The organism is Pseudodesulfovibrio tunisiensis, from assembly GCF_022809775.1.
In the GTDB taxonomy this organism is placed as follows: domain Bacteria; phylum Desulfobacterota; class Desulfovibrionia; order Desulfovibrionales; family Desulfovibrionaceae; genus Pseudodesulfovibrio; species Pseudodesulfovibrio tunisiensis.
On the sequence record NZ_CP094380.1, the window covers coordinates 126,007 to 144,849 of the forward strand.

15 protein-coding genes and 5 tRNA genes are annotated in these 18,843 nt (G+C 58.1%); 18 read left to right on the top strand and 2 right to left on the bottom strand.

The features are described 5' to 3' along the window. The first annotated feature begins 41 nt into the window (after nucleotides 1-41). The 3 genes from MPN23_RS00645 to hypE all read left to right on the top strand — a co-directional run bounded on the left by MPN23_RS00645 (nucleotide 42) and on the right by hypE (nucleotide 2,652). The gene (locus MPN23_RS00645; protein ID WP_243547416.1) at nucleotides 42-359 is read left to right on the top strand and encodes a TusE/DsrC/DsvC family sulfur relay protein; all 318 of its coding nucleotides are present in this window, start codon (nucleotides 42-44) and stop codon (nucleotides 357-359) included. A 203-nt stretch (nucleotides 360-562) separates the two neighbouring features. Continuing rightward, on the top strand, nucleotides 563-1,645 hold the full coding sequence (hypD, locus tag MPN23_RS00650; RefSeq protein ID WP_243545546.1) for a hydrogenase formation protein HypD: 1,083 nt from the start codon (nucleotides 563-565) through the stop codon (nucleotides 1,643-1,645). Nucleotides 1,646-1,647: 2 nt separating this feature from the next. Continuing rightward, complete coding sequence (gene hypE / locus MPN23_RS00655; RefSeq protein ID WP_243545547.1) at nucleotides 1,648-2,652, top strand: hydrogenase expression/formation protein HypE; 1,005 nt, start codon at nucleotides 1,648-1,650, stop codon at nucleotides 2,650-2,652. An 84-nt stretch (nucleotides 2,653-2,736) separates the two neighbouring features. Here hypE and MPN23_RS00660 read toward each other — a convergent pair whose 3' ends face one another. Both MPN23_RS00660 and MPN23_RS00665 read right to left on the bottom strand, forming a co-directional pair. Beyond that, nucleotides 2,737-3,693, bottom strand: a complete 957-nt coding sequence (locus tag MPN23_RS00660) for a chemotaxis protein (protein WP_243545548.1) — start codon at nucleotides 3,691-3,693, stop codon at nucleotides 2,737-2,739. Between the two features lie 50 nt (nucleotides 3,694-3,743). Next, complete coding sequence (locus MPN23_RS00665) at nucleotides 3,744-4,763, bottom strand: tRNA dihydrouridine synthase (RefSeq protein ID WP_243545549.1); 1,020 nt, start codon at nucleotides 4,761-4,763, stop codon at nucleotides 3,744-3,746. A 241-nt stretch (nucleotides 4,764-5,004) separates the two neighbouring features. Between MPN23_RS00665 and MPN23_RS00670 the strand changes: the two genes are divergently transcribed. The 15 genes from MPN23_RS00670 to rpoC all read left to right on the top strand — a co-directional run bounded on the left by MPN23_RS00670 (nucleotide 5,005) and on the right by rpoC (nucleotide 18,798). Further along, nucleotides 5,005-5,080 (top strand) — tRNA-Thr (locus MPN23_RS00670). 10 nt (nucleotides 5,081-5,090) lie between these two features. Further along, nucleotides 5,091-5,176, top strand: a tRNA-Tyr gene (locus tag MPN23_RS00675). A gap of 58 nt (nucleotides 5,177-5,234) precedes the next feature. After that, nucleotides 5,235-5,311: transfer RNA gene (locus tag MPN23_RS00680), tRNA-Gly, on the top strand. A 40-nt stretch (nucleotides 5,312-5,351) separates the two neighbouring features. Further along, nucleotides 5,352-5,427: transfer RNA gene (locus MPN23_RS00685), tRNA-Thr, on the top strand. A 63-nt stretch (nucleotides 5,428-5,490) separates the two neighbouring features. Beyond that, complete coding sequence (gene tuf / locus MPN23_RS00690) at nucleotides 5,491-6,684, top strand: elongation factor Tu (RefSeq protein ID WP_243545550.1); 1,194 nt, start codon at nucleotides 5,491-5,493, stop codon at nucleotides 6,682-6,684. 3 nt (nucleotides 6,685-6,687) lie between these two features. Next, on the top strand, nucleotides 6,688-6,837 hold the full coding sequence (rpmG, locus tag MPN23_RS00695) for a 50S ribosomal protein L33 (RefSeq protein ID WP_243545551.1): 150 nt from the start codon (nucleotides 6,688-6,690) through the stop codon (nucleotides 6,835-6,837). A gap of 16 nt (nucleotides 6,838-6,853) precedes the next feature. Continuing rightward, nucleotides 6,854-6,930: transfer RNA gene (locus MPN23_RS00700), tRNA-Trp, on the top strand. A gap of 81 nt (nucleotides 6,931-7,011) precedes the next feature. Further along, complete coding sequence (gene secE / locus MPN23_RS00705; protein ID WP_243545552.1) at nucleotides 7,012-7,260, top strand: preprotein translocase subunit SecE; 249 nt, start codon at nucleotides 7,012-7,014, stop codon at nucleotides 7,258-7,260. 27 nt (nucleotides 7,261-7,287) lie between these two features. Then, on the top strand, nucleotides 7,288-7,845 hold the full coding sequence (gene nusG / locus MPN23_RS00710) for a transcription termination/antitermination protein NusG (protein WP_243545553.1): 558 nt from the start codon (nucleotides 7,288-7,290) through the stop codon (nucleotides 7,843-7,845). A 49-nt stretch (nucleotides 7,846-7,894) separates the two neighbouring features. Next, the gene (gene rplK / locus MPN23_RS00715; protein WP_243545554.1) at nucleotides 7,895-8,320 is read left to right on the top strand and encodes a 50S ribosomal protein L11; all 426 of its coding nucleotides are present in this window, start codon (nucleotides 7,895-7,897) and stop codon (nucleotides 8,318-8,320) included. A 15-nt stretch (nucleotides 8,321-8,335) separates the two neighbouring features. Then, the gene (gene rplA, locus MPN23_RS00720; protein ID WP_243545555.1) at nucleotides 8,336-9,043 is read left to right on the top strand and encodes a 50S ribosomal protein L1; all 708 of its coding nucleotides are present in this window, start codon (nucleotides 8,336-8,338) and stop codon (nucleotides 9,041-9,043) included. A 158-nt stretch (nucleotides 9,044-9,201) separates the two neighbouring features. Then, a complete protein-coding gene (rplJ, locus tag MPN23_RS00725) occupies nucleotides 9,202-9,723 on the top strand; it encodes a 50S ribosomal protein L10 (protein ID WP_243545556.1) in 522 nt (173 codons plus the stop codon). 42 nt (nucleotides 9,724-9,765) lie between these two features. After that, nucleotides 9,766-10,152 (top strand): 50S ribosomal protein L7/L12, encoded by a 387-nt coding sequence (rplL, locus tag MPN23_RS00730; RefSeq protein WP_243545557.1) that lies wholly within the window; start codon nucleotides 9,766-9,768, stop codon nucleotides 10,150-10,152. Between the two features lie 313 nt (nucleotides 10,153-10,465). After that, entirely contained in the window at nucleotides 10,466-14,569 is a 4,104-nt protein-coding gene (gene rpoB, locus MPN23_RS00735) for a DNA-directed RNA polymerase subunit beta (protein ID WP_243545558.1), read from the top strand. Nucleotides 14,570-14,652: 83 nt separating this feature from the next. Continuing rightward, nucleotides 14,653-18,798, top strand: a complete 4,146-nt coding sequence (gene rpoC, locus MPN23_RS00740) for a DNA-directed RNA polymerase subunit beta' (protein ID WP_243545559.1) — start codon at nucleotides 14,653-14,655, stop codon at nucleotides 18,796-18,798. Nucleotides 18,799-18,843 lie beyond the last annotated feature (45 nt).

Genomic DNA, 18,843 nt, shown 5'->3' on the forward strand with positions numbered 1-18,843 from the left:
GAGCGACTACGCTTTTTCCCAATACCGTGAGGAGGAAAACAATGGCTGTTGTTGAATTCCAGGGCAAATCCTTTGAAGTTGACGAAGACGGTTTCCTGCAGCGCTTTGACGATTGGACCCCGGAATGGGTTGACTACGTCAAGGAAACCGAAGGTATCAAGGAAATCACCGACGACCATCAGAAGGTCATCGACTTCCTGCAGGACTACTACAAGAAGAACGGCATCGCTCCGATGGTGCGCATCCTTTCCAAGGTCACCGGCTTCAAGCTGAAGCAGATTTACGAACTGTTCCCGTCCGGACCCGGCAAGGGAGCCTGTAAGATGGCTGGCCTGCCCAAGCCCACCGGCTGCGTCTAAGCCGCAGATTCTTTGGGATATTCAGAGCGGAAGCTTCGGCTTCCGCTCTTTTTTTGTGCTTTTTTCGTCCGGGGAAAAAAGCGAAAAGGGGTGAATTCGTTGTCTGTTTCATTTGCTCCTTGCGCACAATCGGTATATGAAGACCCCTGATCTTGAAAAATCACTCTTTACCGCACGACAAGGGGTATGCTTTGAGCTTCGAATTGTTGAACAAATTTCGGGACCCGAATCTCAGCCGAAAGCTGCTCGACCGACTGGGCGACGAACTCGACGGCGAGCTCCGGTTCATGGAAGTGTGCGGCACGCACACCGTGGCCATTTTTCAGAGCGGGTTGCGTTCCCTGCTGCCGGAAGGCGTGGTGCATCTCAGCGGTCCGGGCTGCCCGGTCTGCGTGACCCACGAGTCCGAAGTCAATGCCTTTCTCGACCTTGCCGGGCGGGACAACGTGATTCTCGCCACTTTTGGCGACCTGATGCGCGTTCCCGGAAACAATGGCCGAAACCTCAAGCAGGCTCAGGCCGACGGCGCGCGGGTCAAGGTCGTGTATTCTCCCTTCGACACCCTGAAACTGGCCAAGGAGAACCCCGGGGACACCGTGGTGTTCATCGGCGTGGGCTTCGAGACCACGGCCCCGACCATTGCGGCCACCATGAAGATGGCCCGGGAGCAGGGCATCGACAATCTCCAGGTCCTGTGTTTCCACAAGACCGTTCCCCAGGCGCTCATCGCGCTCATGGACGACCCCGACACCCGAATCGACGGGTTCATCCTGCCCGGACACGTTTCCGCCATCATCGGTCTTGAACCCTACAGGTTCATCGCCGACCGGTACGCCAGGAGCGCGGTTGTCACCGGGTTCGAGCCCGTGGACATTCTTCAGGCTCTGGTCAGCATGGTGGAGTGGCGCAATCAGGGAGTGGCCCGGGTGGAGAACTATTACACCCGCATCGTGCCGGACCAGGGCAATCCCACGGCCATGTCGGTCATGTACGAGGTGTTCGAGCCTGCGGACGCCCTGTGGCGCGGTTTGGGTGAAATTCCGGGCAGTGGTCTGGAGATTCGGCCCGAGTGGGAATCCTTTGACGCCAAGAAGTCCTTCGGCGTCACCATTTCGGAAACGCCGCCGCTGCCGGGCTGCCGTTGCGGTCAGGTGCTCAAGGGCGTTATCCGGCCCGACGAATGTCCCCTGTTCAAGAAGGTCTGTACCCCGGCCAAGCCGGTCGGCCCGTGCATGGTTTCCACCGAGGGCAGTTGTGCGGCTTACTTCAAATACCAAGTGGATTAGACATGAGCGACAAGGTTCTTCTCGATTACGGCAGTGGAGGCCGCGCTTCCCAGCGGCTGGTATCCGAACTCTTTCTCAAGTACCTCGGCAACGACGAACTCAACCGTCTCAATGATGCGGCCGAACTCGATCTCAAGGGGCGGGTCGCCATGAGCACGGACTCCTTTACCGTGGACCCCATCTTTTTTCCGGGCGGCAACATCGGTTCCCTGGCCGTGCACGGCACGGTCAATGACGTGGCCATGATGGGCGCGATCCCGCGCTATATCACCTGCGGCTACATCATCGAGGAAGGACTGCCCATGAGCGATCTGGAAAGGATCGTGGCGGCCATGGGCGAGGCTGCGCGCCATGCGGGCGTGAACGTGGTCACCGGCGACACCAAGGTCGTGCCCAAGGGAGCCGTGGACAAGATTTTCATCAACACCACGGGCATCGGTGAAATCATCGTTGATCCGTCTCCGAGTGGTGATCGCGCCAGACCCGGTGACGTGGTGCTCATCAGCGGCACCATTGGCGATCATGGTCTGACCATTCTCGGCACTCGCGAAGGTCTGGAGTTCGAGGCCGGTGTGCAGAGCGATTCCGCAGCCCTGAATCATCTGCTGGTCAAGCTGGTTCAGGAATTGCCGGACGTGCACGTGCTGCGCGATCCGACTCGCGGCGGCGTTGCCACCACCCTGAACGAGATCGCGGGCAGCTCCGACGTATGCGTCGAGCTTGACGAGAATGCCCTGCCCATCCGTCCCGAGGTGAGCGGCGGGTGTTCCATCCTCGGTCTTGACCCCTTGTATCTGGCCAATGAAGGCAAGTTCCTGTGCATCGTTCCGGGCGAATACGAGGAACAGGCGCTGGAGATCATGCGCGCCGATGCCATTGGACAGGATGCCTGCCGCATCGGTGTGGTCACGGATGCCAACCCCGGCAAGGTCGTGCTCGTGACCCAGCTTGGCGGCAAGCGGCTGCTCAACATGCTGGAAGGGGAGCAACTGCCCCGCATCTGCTAGTTTGATTTGTCAATTCATCGAAAAAGGCCCGGCATGTTGTCATGTCGGGCCTTTTTTTCATTCTGGAAAACGGTTGCAGGGAGTCTAGTCCTCGCTGCCCCGGATCAGGGAAACCGCGCGCATGGCGAGCTGCGTGATTTCCGGCTTGGATATCTGGTCGTCGGCGCCCACGGATTCACCCTTGTGGCGGAGCTTGTCCGTGATGAGCGAGGAAAAGAGGATGACCGGAATGTCCCTGAGCTCCGGGTCCTCCTTGATGCGTTTGGTCAGGTTGTGTCCGTCCATCATGGGCATTTCGATATCCGAGACAATGACCTGCACGTAGTTGGTGATGGGTTCGCCTTCCTCTCTGGCCGTGGCCTTGATTGCCTGAAGACGGTCCCAGCATTCCTTGCCGTTGTTGGTCTTTTCCACCTGAAAACCGGCCTGACGCAGCATGTCCCGGATCATTTCCCGGATCAGCGGGGAGTCGTCCGCAATCAGGGCGCGGTACTTCGTGGTGCTGTCCCAGGTCATGTTGTCGTCGAGCTTGAGACGCATTTCCGGGTTGAGCTCCGCAACAATGCGCTCCAGATCGAGGATGAACACGATGCGTTTGTTGAACTTGACCACGCCGGTGATGGAGTCGCTGGAAAGGGCGGACACGTACTTGTTCGGTGCTTCCACGTCTTCCCAACTGATGCGGTGGATGCGGGTCACGCCCGAAACCATGAAGGCCGAGGTCACGCCGTTGAATTCCGTGACAATGACCTTGGGCGGTTCGTGTTCCACGCGTTTTTTCTTGAGCCAGCGGCACAGGTCGATGAGCGGGATGATCCGCGAGCGCAGGTTGAAGGCCCCGAGAACCGCTTCGTGCGAGACTTCGGGCATTTCCGTGACCTCGGGCATGCGGATGATTTCCAGCACTTTGGCCACGTTGACCCCGTAATAGGCTTTGTACGGGGCTTCGCCTTCGACCTTGGGCTCCTCCTCGATGTAGAATTCGACGATTTCCAGTTCGTTGGTTCCGGCCTCAAGCAGGATATCCGTAGTCTTGACCATATTCACCGGTCCTTTTGGTATATGCAGCGTCTTAGTGGTGTTAGTAAACGCTAGGCCTGAATCTCGTCAACATCGGCATCGTTTTCCCCGCCCCGCGCCGGGGCAAGGTCCGCGATGTGCGTGGCGACCTCGGCAAGTTTGTCCCAGCTCTCGCAGGCCAGAAGCTGGGCCCGCAGAGCGCGGATGCCGTCCAGCCCCTTGGCATAGCGGGGAATGATGGAACGAATTTTTCTGAAAGATCGGTCGGTTCCATCATATTCCCTGGTCAGGCGGATGTGCTCGGCCACAATGGCGGCCAGATTGCGGCCATCCTTGATCGGAGGCGTCTTTCCGGCCATGAGTGCACGGAATCTGTCAAATATGCCGGGGTCATAGAGTGCACCGCGCGCGAACATGACCGCGTCGATTCCGGTTTCCCGGATGCAGCGTATCCCGGCTTCCGCCGTGAACAGGTCGCCCGAACCGACTACCGGAATGGAGACGGCCTGCTTGAGCAGGGCGAGTTTGCTCCAGTCCGCACTTCCCATGAACATCTGCTTGCCGTAGCGCGGATGCATGGTCACCCAGTCCACACCGACCTGTTCGAGACGTTTGGCCAGTTCGATGTAGGTGTCGTCCCCGGAAAGAAAGCCCAGTCGGAACTTGACGCCGACACGTCCTCCTTCGGGGTGTTCCGCTGCCTTGCGCACCATGATGGATGCCAGTTGCACCAGCAGGTCCGGGTCCTGCATCAGGGCCACGCCACTGCCGGACTTGAGCACCTTGCGAACCGGACAGCCCGCGTTCAGATCGAAATTGCGGAATCCCATGCCCACGAGCTTTTCCATGACGGGTTCGTAAAGGCCGGGCTCCGAGCCGAAAAGCTGGAGAACCATGGGATCGTCTTCCGGGCAGGTGGCGAGCAGTCGCCGGGTTCCGGCGTTCTTGAAGGCCATGCCCTTGACGCTGACCATTTCGGAGCAGGCCACGGCGCAGCCGTGCCGCAGGGAAAGCATGCGAAAGGGCAGATCGGAATACCCGGCCAGCGGGGCCAGCCAGGGAAGGTCGGGTTTGATGGAGAACGGGTTCATGAGCGGTGCTCTTATATATAAAGAGTATGCAGGTCAAAGGAAAGATTCGGGCTGAAATCGGGAAAAAGAGGGAAAAATGAGAAATTCTGGAAAAACGGGTTGACAAGATGGCGGGGAAACGCTTAAACCCTCCCTCGCTTCGAGCGAACGGCGAGACGCTGTCTGCCAAGGGAATCGCAAAAGAATCGCAAAAAAATCCTTGCAAACAACGAGGTAAGCGATTAGAAGGGTTCCTTCCTGAGCTGGCGTAGCTCAATTGGTAGAGCAGCTGATTTGTAATCAGCAGGTTGCGGGTTCAAGTCCCATCGCCAGCTCCAAAGTGAAATAGGTGGGGTTCCCGAGTGGCCAAAGGGAACAGACTGTAAATCTGTCGGCATTCGCCTTCGGAGGTTCAAATCCTCCCCCCACCACCAAATTTTTCAACCGCGCTGTAGGAGGCAGGTAGCCTGCTGATGGACTACAGGGAAGTGAGCGGGAATAGCTCAATTGGCTAGAGCATCAGCCTTCCAAGCTGAGGGTTGCGGGTTCGAGTCCCGTTTCCCGCTCCACTCAGCCTCCGCTATCATTCCCCCTGCAGCGACAAGATGGGCCCACGTAGCTCAGTAGGTAGAGCGCATCCTTGGTAAGGATGAGGTCAGCAGTTCAATTCTGCTCGTGGGCTCCATATTGATTTAGAACTAAAAAGAACGTAAACCTTCACAGAACTTTTAGTTAGGGGGAATTACAAATGGGTAAAGCAAAGTTTGAGCGCAGCAAGCCGCATGTCAACGTCGGCACCATCGGTCACATTGACCATGGCAAGACCACTCTGACCGCCGCCATCACCCGCCTGGCCGCCATGAAGGGCCACGGCGACTTCGTTGCCTTCGACGAGATCGACAAGGCTCCTGAAGAGAAGGAACGCGGCATCACCATCGCCACCTCGCACGTCGAGTACGAGACCGAGAACCGCCACTATGCACACGTGGACTGCCCCGGTCACGCCGACTACATCAAGAACATGATCACTGGTGCTGCCCAGATGGACGGCGCTATCCTGGTTGTGGCCGCCACTGACGGTCCCATGCCGCAGACCCGTGAGCACATCCTGCTCGGTCGTCAGGTCGGCGTTCCCGCCATGGTCGTGTTCATGAACAAGTGCGACATGGTGGACGACGAAGAACTGCTCGAGCTGGTTGAGCTCGAAGTTCGCGAGCTGCTGTCCAAGTACGATTTCCCCGGCGACGACCTTCCGGTCATCCAGGGTTCCGCTCTGAAGGCTCTCGAAGCCGAGACCATCGAAGACGAGTGGGCCAAGCCGATTTTCGATCTGCTCGACGCTTGTGACTCCTACATTCCCGAGCCGCAGCGCGACATCGATCAGCCTTTCCTCATGCCCGTCGAGGACGTGTTCTCCATCTCCGGCCGTGGTACCGTTATCACCGGTCGTGTCGAGCGCGGCATCATCACCGTGGGCGAGGAAATCGAGATCGTGGGTATCCACGACACCATGAAGACCACCTGCACCGGCGTTGAAATGTTCCGCAAGATCCTGGATCAGGGTCAGGCTGGCGACAACGTTGGTCTGCTGCTCCGCGGCATCAAGCGTGAGGACGTCGAGCGTGGCCAGGTTGCTGCCAAGCCCAAGTCCATCACCCCGCACACCAAGTTCAAGGCCGAGGTGTACGTCCTGTCCAAGGATGAAGGTGGCCGTCACACTCCGTTCTTCTCCGGATACCGTCCGCAGTTCTACTTCCGCACCACCGACATCACCGGTGTCGTTACCCTGGCGGAAGGCGTGGAAATGGTCATGCCCGGCGACAACGCCACCTTCAATGTTGAGCTGATCGCCCCGATCGCCATGGAAGCTGGCCTCCGTTTCGCCATCCGCGAAGGCGGCCGCACTGTCGGCGCCGGCGTGGTGACCGAAATCGTGGAGTAAGACATGCGTGTCAACATCCAGTTGCAGTGCACCGAGTGCAAGCGTAAGAACTACGCTACGCAGAAAAACAAGAAGAATACTACCGGTCGCCTCGAGGTGAGCAAGTATTGTCCCTGGGACAAGAAGCACACCGTCCACAAAGAGTGCAAGTAGGTAGATTCGATAGAGCAGGGGTGTAACTCCAACGGCTAGAGTGCCGGTCTCCAAAACCGGAGGTTGGGGGTTCGAATCCCTCCACCCCTGCCATCAAAGTCTTTAAGCGGTGCTTGGGGTTCTGTCCTTCCCAGGGCGGAACCCCGAAACCGCTAAATAACCCGGGATATAGTTATGGCCAGGAAGAAAGCAAAGGGCGCAGCCGCAAAGGATGTCAATCCTCACGGAGCCGAAGGCAAGATCAAGCAGTTGCTTGAGTTCTTCGAGGAATCCAAGGTTGAGATCAAGAAGGTTGTCTGGCCCTCCCGCAAGGAGACCATAGCCACGTGTGCGGCCGTCGTTGTCGTGAGCTTGGTCATAGCGTTGTATCTGGGCATAGTTGACTTGGCGCTGTCCAAGGCCGTCGAGGCAATTCTGTCCTAGTCCCTGTTAGCTGAAGGCTGAATTACCATGGATGCCAATATTGATCAGAAAGCGCCCCGTGCACGCTGGTACATCGTTCACACGTACTCCGGGTTCGAACAGCGTGTGGAGCAGACCATCAGAGAGATGATGAGGACCGGACAGGACAAGGGTCTTGTCGAAGAGGTGGTCATGCCCACCGAAAAGGTCGTGGAGATGGTCAAGGGGGAGCGGAAGACCTCTACCCGGAAATTCTACCCGGGGTATGTCATGGTCAAGATGATTTTGACCGATGACAGCTGGCATCTGATTCAGTCCATCCCCCGCGTGACCGGGTTTGTCGGCGGCAAGAATCGTCCGACCCCCATGCGCGACAGTGAGGCGGAAAACATCCTCAACATGATGGAAAGCCGCCAGGAAAAGCCCAGACCCAAGTTCAACTTCGAACGGGGCGATGATGTTCGCGTCATCGACGGGCCTTTCAGTGGTTTCAATGGTGTTGTCGAGGAAGTCAATTATGACAAGGGGAAACTCAAGGTTTCCGTCTCCATTTTCGGGCGGCAGACTCCTGTCGAACTGGATTTCGTCCAGGTTGACAAGGGCTAGGTAGTCCGGAAACGACGCATTAACGCGAATTTTCTCATCGAGGAATATCATGGCCAAGAAAGAGATTGGAAAGATAAAACTGCAGATTCCCGCTGGTGCCGCGAATCCGTCCCCGCCGGTCGGTCCGGCTCTGGGCCAGCATGGCGTGAACATCATGGAGTTCTGCAAGGCGTTCAACGCCAAGACGCAGGACCAGAAGGGAATGATCATCCCGGTGATCATCACCGTTTACCAGGATCGTTCTTTCACCTTCATCACCAAGACTCCGCCGGCGGCTATCCTTCTGAAGAAGGCCGCCAAGCTGGAAAAGGGTTCCGGCGAGCCCAACAAGAACAAGGTGGGCAAGGTGACCCTTGATCAGGTTCGGGAGATTGCCGAGCTCAAGATGCCTGACTTGAACTGCCACGATATCGAAGCCGCGATGCAGTCCATCCAGGGCACTGCCCGGAGCATGGGCCTCGAAGTCATCGGCTAGCGAGGTACGATAATTATGCCTAAGCATGGAAAAAATTACCGCAACGCTGTCGAGGGCACCGATCTTTCCCAGCGCTTCGATATTGCGGAAGGCGTGAAATTCGCCGTGGACAAGGCCTACGCCAAGTTTGACGAGACCGTGGATGTCGCCATCAATCTGGGTGTCGATCCCAAATACTCCGACCAGATGGTCCGTGGCGCAGTGACCCTGCCCAACGGGCTGGGCAAGGATGTCCGTGTTGCTGCCTTCTGTAAGGGCGACAAGGAAACCGAAGCTCGCGAAGCTGGTGCCGATTTCGTCGGTGCCGAGGATCTGGTCGAAAAGGTGCAGGGCGGCTGGCTCGATTTCGACAAGGCCATCGCCACCCCGGACATGATGGCACAGGTCGGCAAGATCGGCCGCGTGCTCGGTCCCCGCGGCATGATGCCGAACGCCAAGACCGGCACCGTCACCTTTGATATCGCCACCGCGGTCAAGGAACTCAAGGCCGGTAAGGTCGAGTTCAAGGTGGACAAGGCCGGCGTGCTGCATGCACCCATCGGCAAGGTCTCCTTCGGTGCTGACAAGTTGCTGGAAAACCTCAAGTCTCTGCTGGACACCATCATGCGCCTCAAGCCTTCCGCTGCCAAGGGCACGTACGTGAAGGCCGTGGCCGTGGCGACCACCATGGGTCCCGGCGTCAAGCTGGATCCCCTGTCTATCCGCAGATTTCTTGACGTTTAGAAGAATATAGGCATACCGGGCGGTTCCTTTCGGGGGACCGCCCTGTATATAATCGCACGGGAAGTTGCGTCAGAGACAGCAGGTGGGACTGTGTCCCTCAATATCCTGCCGAGACACGCTTTGACCTGCTTTCCGGGCCGAACGACGAGGAGTGTTGGATGAACAGGCAAGAAAAAGCCCAGATCATCGAACAGCTTCACGAGAAAGCGGCTAAGGCGTCCATCGCCGCCGTTTCCGACTTCAAAGGCATGACCGTGGAGGAGATGACCCAACTCCGCGCGAAATGCTTTGAAGCTGGCGTGGATTTCCAGGTCGTCAAGAATACCCTGGCCCGGTTGGCTCTCAACGACACTGATCACGGTTCGTTGGGCGAACATCTCAAGGACAACTGCGCCATTGCTTTCGGCTACGAAGACCCCGTAGCCCTGGCAAAGGTGCTCGCCGATTTCGACAAGACCTCCAAGGTCTTCAACATGAAATTCGGCTCCCTTGAGGGCAAGTATCTTGACACCGATGGCCTGAAAGAGCTGTCCAAGATGCCGAGCAAGCCCGAGCTGCTTAGCTCCGTACTTGGCACCATGCAGGCTGTCCCTCGCAATTTCGTGAGTCTGTTCGCCAACTTGCAGCGTAAGTTCCTGTATGCTCTGGTCGCTATCAAAGACCAGAAAGACGCTGCGTAAGCAAAAGGTTCAGAGCGAATCATTTCCTAGGAGGAAAATCAAATGGCTGACATCACCAAAGAACAGGTTGTCGAATTCATCGGCAATATGACCGTCCTGGAACTCTCCGAGTTCATCAAGGAACTGGAAGATAAGTTCGGCGTTGAGGCTGCTGCTCCCGCCGCTGCCGTTGTTGCTGCCCCCGCCGCTGGTGGCGCTGCTCCGGCCGAAGAGGAAAAGACCGAGTTTGACGTGATCCTGAAGGCTGTCGGCGGCAACAAGATCGCCGTCATCAAGGTTGTCCGCGCCCTGACCGGCCTGGGCCTCAAGGAAGCCAAGGCTATCGTCGACGAAGCTCCCAAGGCTCTCAAGGAAGGCATTGCCAAGGAAGAGGCCGAAGAAGCCAAGAAGCAGCTTGAAGAGGCTGGCGCCGAGGTTGAAGTTAAGTAACTTCAGCACTTCAGCAATTTCAGAACAAAGAGCGCAAGCCCTTTGCGGGGATAGTTGCGCTCTTTGTTCTGTCTATGTATATAGTTATCTATTCGCTTTGAAACAGGGGTGTCGAAAGGGCTTGGTCGGAATGCACTCGTCGTCATATCCTCGGCCGATCCCGACGCACAGGTGAGAAATTTCGGCACCGGCTTTCAATTAATCCGCATCTCGTATATGATCGGCTGCTTGCCGAACATGTGGCCGCAGAGGGTCAGGGTCTCGTTCCGAGTCATGCGCCCCAACCATCCAACCGCTCACACGTGAGGGTACAATGGGTCAGCTCAGAAAGAAATTTGGCAAAATCGTCACCACGTTGCCCATTCCGCATTTGCTGGAGCTCCAGGTGGACTCCTACAAGCGCTTCCTCCAGACGGATATTCCGCCTGCCAGCAGAGGGGATTACGGCCTGGAAGGCGTTTTTCGTTCCGTTTTTCCCATTGAGGACTTCAATAAGACGGCAAGCCTTGATTTCGTCAGTTACGAAATCGGCGAGCCCAAGTACGACGTTGACGAATGCATTTCCAAGGGTCTCACTTATGAGACTCCTGTCCGGATCAAGGTTCGCCTCGTGGTTTTCGACGTTGATGAAGAGACGGAAAACCGCACGATCCGCGACATCAAGGAACAGGACATCTACTTTGGCGTGATCCCTCTCATGACCGAGAAGGGCACGTTCCTCATCAATGGAACCGAGCGGGTCATCGTGAACCAGCTCCAGCGTTCTCCGGGCATCATCTTCGAACATGATTCCGGCAAGACGCACTCCAGCCGCAAGGTCCTGTACTCCAGCCGCATCATTCCCATGCGCGGCTCCTGGCTCGACTTCGACTTCGATCACAAGGACATTCTTTACGTGCGCATCGACCGGCGCCGGAAGATGCCCGCCACAATCCTTCTCAAGGCCATGGGCCTGACCAGCCAGGATATTCTCGACTACTACTACGATATCGAGGATTTCGTCCTCAAGAAGGGCAGCCTGCATCGTGTGGTCAAGGCGGACCACTACGGCAAGGAAACCGCTTATGTCGACGTCATGGACGGCGACAAGCAGCTGCTGAAAAAGGGCGAGGTCATCACCAAGGGCCGCTGGAAGCGCCTTGTGCGCGCCGGTGTTGAAACCCTGCAGGTGGACCCGGATTCCATCCTCGGCCTGTTCCTTGCTCGCGATATCGTGGACAAGAACGGCGAGGTCATTGCCACGGCAGCCGAAGAGGTGACCGTCGACATTCTGGACAAGTGCCTTGCTGCAGGCATTTCCGACATTCCGTGCCTGTACACTCGCGGCGCGGAAGTGTCTTCGTCCCTGCGCGACACCCTGCTGCTCGACAAGACCACGGATACCGAATCCGCTCAGGTCGAAATCTACCGCAGACTTCGTCCCAGCTCCCCGCCGACTCCGGAAATCGCGGCCAGCTTTTTCGAGAACCTGTTCCGCAGCTCCGATTACTACGATCTCTCCGTTGTCGGCCGCTACAAGCTGAATTCCCGTCTGGGCCTGGATGTGGACACCAATACCCGCACCCTGACCAACGAGGATATTCTTCAGGCCCTCAAGGAACTGATGCGCCTCAAGGACAGCCACGGCCCGGCCGATGATATCGACCATCTGGGCAACCGTCGCGTCCGTCCCGTGGGCGAACTCGTGGAGAACCAGTACCGCATCGGTCTGGTCCGCATGGAGCGCGCCATCAAGGAGCGCATGAGCCTCCAGGAAGTGGCCACGCTCATGCCGCACGACCTGATCAACCCCAAGCCGGTTGCCGCAGTGCTCAAGGAGTTCTTCGGAACTTCCCAGCTCTCGCAGTTCATGGACCAGACCAACGCGCTGTCCGAAGTGACGCACAAGCGTCGTCTTTCGGCTCTCGGCCCCGGCGGTCTGACTCGTGAGCGCGCGGGCTTCGAAGTCCGCGACGTGCACACTTCGCACTACGGTCGCATCTGCCCCATTGAGACTCCGGAAGGACCGAACATCGGTCTGATCGTGTCGTTGACCACCTATGCAAAGGTCAACGAGTACGGCTTCATCGAGACGCCGTACCGGAAGATCGACGACAAGAAGATGACCGACGAGATCATCTACATGGACGCTTCCGTGGAGGCGGGCAAGGTCATTGCCCAGGCAAACGCGCCTGTGGACGAATCCGGCGTTTTCGTGAATCAGCGTGTCAACGCGCGCATTTCCGGTGACGTTCAGCTCGCTCTGGCCGATGATGTCGAATACATGGACATCAGCCCGAGCCAGATCGTGTCCATTTCCGCCGCCCTGATTCCGTTTCTGGAACACGATGACGCGAACCGCGCACTCATGGGTTCCAACATGCAGCGCCAGGCCGTGCCCCTGCTGCGTTCCGAGATGCCTTTGGTCGGAACCGGCATGGAAGGCCCTGTTGCCCGCGATTCCGGCGCCTGTGTGCTGGCCGAGGAAGACGGTCTGATCCACTATGTGGACGCCGAGCGCGTGGTCGTCAACTACGAGAACGGCATCTACCCGGACTCCGGTGGCACCAAGCATTACGAATTCCAGAAGTGGCACAAGTCCAACCAGAACTCCTGCTTCGGCCAGCGCCCTTGCGTGCAGGTCGGCCAGCGAGTGAAGAAGGGCGACGTGATCGCTGACGGTCCCGGCATCGATCAGGGCGAACTTGCTCTTGGCAAGAACCTGCTGGTGGCGTTCATGCCCTGGTGCGGTTTCAACTACGAGGACTCCATTCTCATTTCCGAACGCATGGTCAAGGAGGATATCTACACCTCCATCCATATCGAGGAATTCGAGGTTGTGGCCCGTGATACCAAGCTCGGACCCGAAGAGATCACCCGCGACATTTCCAACGTTTCCGAGGAAATGCTTCGCAATCTGGACGAGTGCGGCATCATCCGCCTCGGTGCGCGCGTCAAGCCGGACGACATCATGGTCGGCAAGATCACGCCCAAGGGCGAGACCCAGCTGACTCCGGAAGAAAAGCTGCTGCGCGCCATCTTCGGCGACAAGGCCCGCGACGTGAAGAATACCTCCCTCAAGGTTCCACCGGGAATCGAGGGAACGGTCGTGGACGTCAAGGTCTTCAACCGCCGCTCCGGTGACAAGGATGATCGTACCCGGGCCATCGAGGACTTCGAACTGAGCGCTTTCGATCTGAAGGAGCAGCGTCACATCGCGGCTCTGGGCGACACGATTCGCGACCAGGTCTTCGCTGTTGCGGGCGAGGCTCCGCTCAAGAGGGACCTGATCAATTCCAAAAGGGAAGTCGTGGCCGAGGCCGGAAGCATTGCGACGCGCGAGGCGCTGGGCGATGTTCCGGTCAAGAAGCTGCTCGGCATCTGGGACCGCGAGGTCAACGACCAGATCAAGCTGGTTCTGGCCGGTTACGAGGACCAGATTCGGTTCATCAAGAATGTTTACGACGTGAAACGCGAAAAGGTGACCGAGGGAGACGATCTGCCTCCGGGTGTCATCAAGATGGTGAAAGTATATATCGCCGTGAAGCGCAAGCTCTCGGTGGGCGATAAGATGGCGGGTCGCCACGGCAACAAGGGTGTCGTGTCCTGCATCCTGCCTGAAGAGGACATGCCGTTCTTTGCCAACGGTACGCCCATGGACATCGTGCTCAACCCGCTGGGCGTTCCCTCCCGAATGAACATCGGGCAGATCATGGAAGTCCATCTGGGCTGGGCCTGCCGCAACCTTGGCGAGCGCCTCAATCAGATGGTTGAGGAGCAGAAGCCGTTCGAGCAATTGCGTGCCGGTGTCAAGAACGTGTTTACCTCCCCCGAAATCGACCAGCTCGTGGACAGTCTGTCCGACGAGGAACTGGCCGATGCCGTACGCAAGGTGAAGCGGGGCATCGTGGCCAAGACTCCGGTCTTTGACGGTGCCGAGGAAGAGGAAATCTGGGATTGGCTGGACAAGGCCGAGGTTCCGAACGACGGCAAGGTCATCCTGTACGACGGCCGTACCGGCGAACCTTTCCACAACCGGGTCACGGTGGGCATCATGTACTACCTGAAGCTGCACCACCTGGTTGACGAAAAGATCCACGCCCGTTCCACCGGCCCCTACTCCCTGGTCACGCAGCAGCCTCTGGGCGGTAAGGCCCAGTTCGGCGGCCAGCGTCTGGGCGAGATGGAAGTCTGGGCCCTTGAGGCCTACGGCGCAGCCTATCTCCTGCAGGAGTTCCTGACCGTCAAGTCCGACGATGTTCAGGGCCGCGTCAAGATGTACGAGAAGATCGTCAAGGGCGACAACTTCCTGGAAGCCGGTCTTCCCGAGTCGTTCAACGTTCTCGTCAAGGAACTCATGTCCCTTGGCCTCGACGTGACCTTGCATCAGGACGAGAAGAAACGTCCTGTGGGCAAGCCGACGTTCGTTCAGGCCTAGGTTCGATCAAAATGTTGAAAAGCCCGGCCGGTCCGTAGGCCGGTCGGGCATCAGATAACTTTTTACTTACGAGGATATCATCCATGACGTTGGACGATCTGTTCACCCTGCGTGGAGCCCCGAATGCCGCCGTTCAGGGGCGCGGCCTCAAGGCCATCCAGATATCCATCGCTTCGCCCGAGAAGATCCGCGAGTGGTCTTACGGCGAGGTGAAGAAACCGGAAACCATCAACTACCGCACGTTCAAGCCTGAACGTGACGGCCTTTTCTGCGCCAAGATCTTCGGCCCGGTCAAGGACTACGAGTGCAATTGCGGCAAGTACAAGCGCATGAAGCATCGCGGCATCGTCTGCGAAAAGTGCGGTGTCGAGGTCATTGCCTCCAAGGTTCGCCGCGAGCGCATGGGACACATCGAGCTGGCCGCGCCGGTTGCGCATATCTGGTTTCTGAAGACGCTGCCGTCCAAGATCGGCACCTTGCTTGATATCACCATGGCCGACCTGGAAAAGGTCCTGTACTTCGATTCCTACATCGTGCTTGATCCGGGCGATACTCCGCTCAAGCGCTTGCAGATCGTTTCCGAGGACCAGTACCTTCAGGTCATCGACCATTTCGGCGAAAGCGCCGTGGAAGTGGGCATGGGCGCGGAGACCATCCGCAAGCTGCTGGAAGCGCTTGATCTGGACACCCTTCGCGTGGAACTGCGCGAGGAATCCCAGAGCACCCGTTCCCAGACCAAGAAGAAAAAGCTTACCAAGCGACTCAAGATCGTCGAGGCTTTTCTGGAGTCCGGCAACAAGCCCGAGTGGATGATCATGGAAGTTGTTCCGGTCATTCCGCCCGAACTGCGTCCGCTCGTCCCTCTGGACGGCGGCCGTTTTGCCACTTCCGACCTCAACGACCTGTACCGCCGCGTCATCAATCGCAACAACCGCCTGAAGCGGCTGCTGGAACTCGGCGCTCCCGAGATCATCATCCGCAACGAAAAGCGCATGTTGCAGGAATCGGTTGACGCCCTGTTCGACAACGGCCGCCGTGGCCGGGCCATTACCGGCACCAACGGTCGTCCGCTCAAGTCCTTGTCCGACATGATCAAGGGCAAGCAGGGCCGCTTCCGTCAGAACCTGCTGGGCAAGCGCGTGGACTACTCCGGCCGTTCGGTCATCACAGTTGGTCCCAAGCTCAAGCTGCACCAGTGCGGTCTGCCCAAGAAGATGGCTCTGGAGCTGTTCAAGCCGTTCATCTATTCCGAACTGGAAAAGCGCGGTCTGGCCACCACCATCAAGTCCGCCAAGAAAATGGTGGAACGTGAGGAACTGGTGGTGTGGGACATTCTGGAAAACGTTGTCCAGGAATATCCCATCATGCTCAACCGCGCTCCCACGCTGCACCGTCTCGGCATTCAGGCCTTCGAGCCGTTGCTGATCGAGGGCAAGGCTCTTCAGCTGCATCCTCTGGTCTGCTCCGCATACAACGCGGACTTTGACGGTGACCAGATGGCCGTGCACGTGCCCCTTTCCGTGGAGGCGCAGATCGAGTGCCGCGTGCTCATGATGAGCTCCAACAACATTCTGAGCCCGTCCAACGGCTCGCCCATCATCAACCCGTCGCAGGACATGGTGCTTGGTCTGTACTACCTGACCACGCCGCGTTCCTTCGAGGCGGGCGAGGGCATGATCTTCTCCGATCCGGACGAGGTCGTGGCCGCCATTGATGCCGGTGTTGCCGGTCTTCATGCGCGCTGCAAGGTCCGCATGAATGGTGATATGGTGGAGACCACCTGCGGTCGCGTCATCGTGAGCCAGCTTCTGCCCGAGGGCGTGCCCTTTGAACTGGTCAACTGCGTTCTGAACAAGAAGAACATCTCCAAGCTGGTCAGCGGCACATACCGTTCGGCCGGTACCAAGGCCACCGTCATTCTGTGCGACAGGATCAAGAACCTTGGTTACGAATATGCCACCCGTGCGGGCGTGACCATTGCGGTCAAGGACCTGAAGCTTCCCGACAGCAAGCCCAAGATGCTCGAAACCGCGTATGCGGAAGTCGAGAACATCGAGCAGCAGTTCGAGGACGGCATCATTACCCGCACCGAGAAATACAACAAGGTCGTTGACGTCTGGACCAAGACCACCAACGATATCTCCAATCAGATGATGCAGGAGATTTCCGTTGACGTGCTGACCGATCCCAGGACCGGTAAGACCGAGGTCAACTCCAGCTTCAACTCCATCTACATGATGGCCACCTCGGGCGCTCGAGGCAACCAGGATCAGATGCGTCAGCTCGCGGGCATGCGCGGCCTCATGGCCAAGCCTTCCGGCGAGATCATCGAGACGCCGATCACCGCGAGCTTCCGTGAAGGTCTGTCCGTGCTCCAGTACTTCATCTCCACGCACGGCGCTCGTAAGGGTCTCGCCGATACCGCGTTGAAGACCGCAAACTCCGGTTATCTGACTCGTCGTCTCGTGGACGTAGTCCAGGACGTGACCGTGGGCGATATCGATTGCGGCACTGTGGACGGTCTGGAGATCGGCCATTACATCAAGGGCGGCGAAATCAAGCAGCGTCTTGCCGAGCGTGTTCTCGGCCGCGTGACCATGTTTGACGTCCACGATGAGGACACTGGCGAACTGCTGGTTCCGGCCAATACCCTGATCGACGAGGCCGGCGCGGCCAAGATCGACAAGGCTGGCATCAACACGCTTACCATCCGTTCCGCATTGACCTGCAAAAGCCCGCACGGCATTTGCGCGACCTGTTACGGTCGCGACCTTGCCCGCGGTCATCTGGTCAACGTGGGCGAAACCGTCGGCATCATCGCTGCCCAGTCCATTGGCGAGCCCGGCACCCAGCTGACCATGCGTACCTTCCACATCGGCGGTACTGCATCCAAGGAAATCGAGCAGTCGTCCATCGAAGCCCAGCACAATGGTTGCACTGTGTTCTCGCGCATGCGTACCGTCGTGAACAAGGAAGGCAACACCATGGTGCTCGGCAAGAGCTGCCAGGTGGGAATCGTGGACGAACAGGGGCGCGAGCGTGAAAAGTACGTTCTGCCTTCCGGTGCCCGACTGCTGGTTGACGAAAACGTGGACATCAAGAAGGGAACCGTTCTTGCCGAATGGGAACCGTTCATCGAGCCCTTCATCGTTGACGTCAGTGGTACTGTCGTCTTCCATGACATCATTGAAGGCCAGACCGTGCAGGAGGATCGTTCTTCGAAGGCGTCCTACACGATCATGGAATACCGCACCACCAACTACAAGCCCGCCATCTCCATCGTGGACGAGAACGGCAACCCGGTCATGCGTCCGGGTACCAGCATCCCGGCCACCTTCCCCATGCCGGTGGGCGCGATTCTCATGGTCAAGGAAGGCACCGTGGTTACCGCAGGCGACGTTCTCGCCCGTAAGCCGCGTGAATCCTCCAAGACCAAGGATATCGTCGGTGGTCTGCCGCGAGTCGCCGAGCTCTTCGAAGTGCGCAAGCCCAAGGATCTCGGCGTTGTTTCCGAGATTGACGGCATCGTTTCCTACGGTCCGGACACCAAGGGCAAGCGGAAGGTCATCGTGACTCCGGAAGTGGGCGAAACCAGGGAATACCTCATTCCCAAGGGCCGCCACATCACGGTGCAGGAAGCCGACTTCGTGGAAGCGGGCGACCTGCTCACCGAAGGCAACCCCGAGTTGCAGCAGATGCTCAAGATCAAGGGCGAGAAGTTCCTTGCCCGCTATCTGGTCGAAGAAATTCAGGACGTGTACCGGTTCCAGGGCGTCAACATCAATGACAAGCACATCGAAGTCATTGTTCGTCAGATGCTCAAGAAGATCACCATCGTGGACCCGGGCGAAACCACGTTTCTCATCGGCGAGCAGGTGGACAAGCTGCGGTTCATGGATGAAAACCGCAAGGCCATTGCCGAGGGCTTGACCCCGGCTGTTGCCGAACCGCTGGTTCTGGGCATCACTCAGGCATCCCTGTCCACGGACTCCTTCATCTCCGCGGCGAGCTTTCAGGAAACCACCAAGGTTCTGACTGAAGCCTCCATGCGCGGCAAGATCGACGGGCTGCACGGCCTCAAGGAGAACGTCATCGTGGGGCGTCTGGTACCTGCCGGTACCGGTTTCCGCAAGTACGAGGAATCCGATATCGTGGTGCCTGAGCAAGAGGAGCGCGCCGACAAGTTTCTTGAGGAACTTGAGGACAGCCCTCTGCTGGTGCAGGAATAATATAATGTAATGAACCCCGGTTGTGCCGGAGTTTAACATATTGAA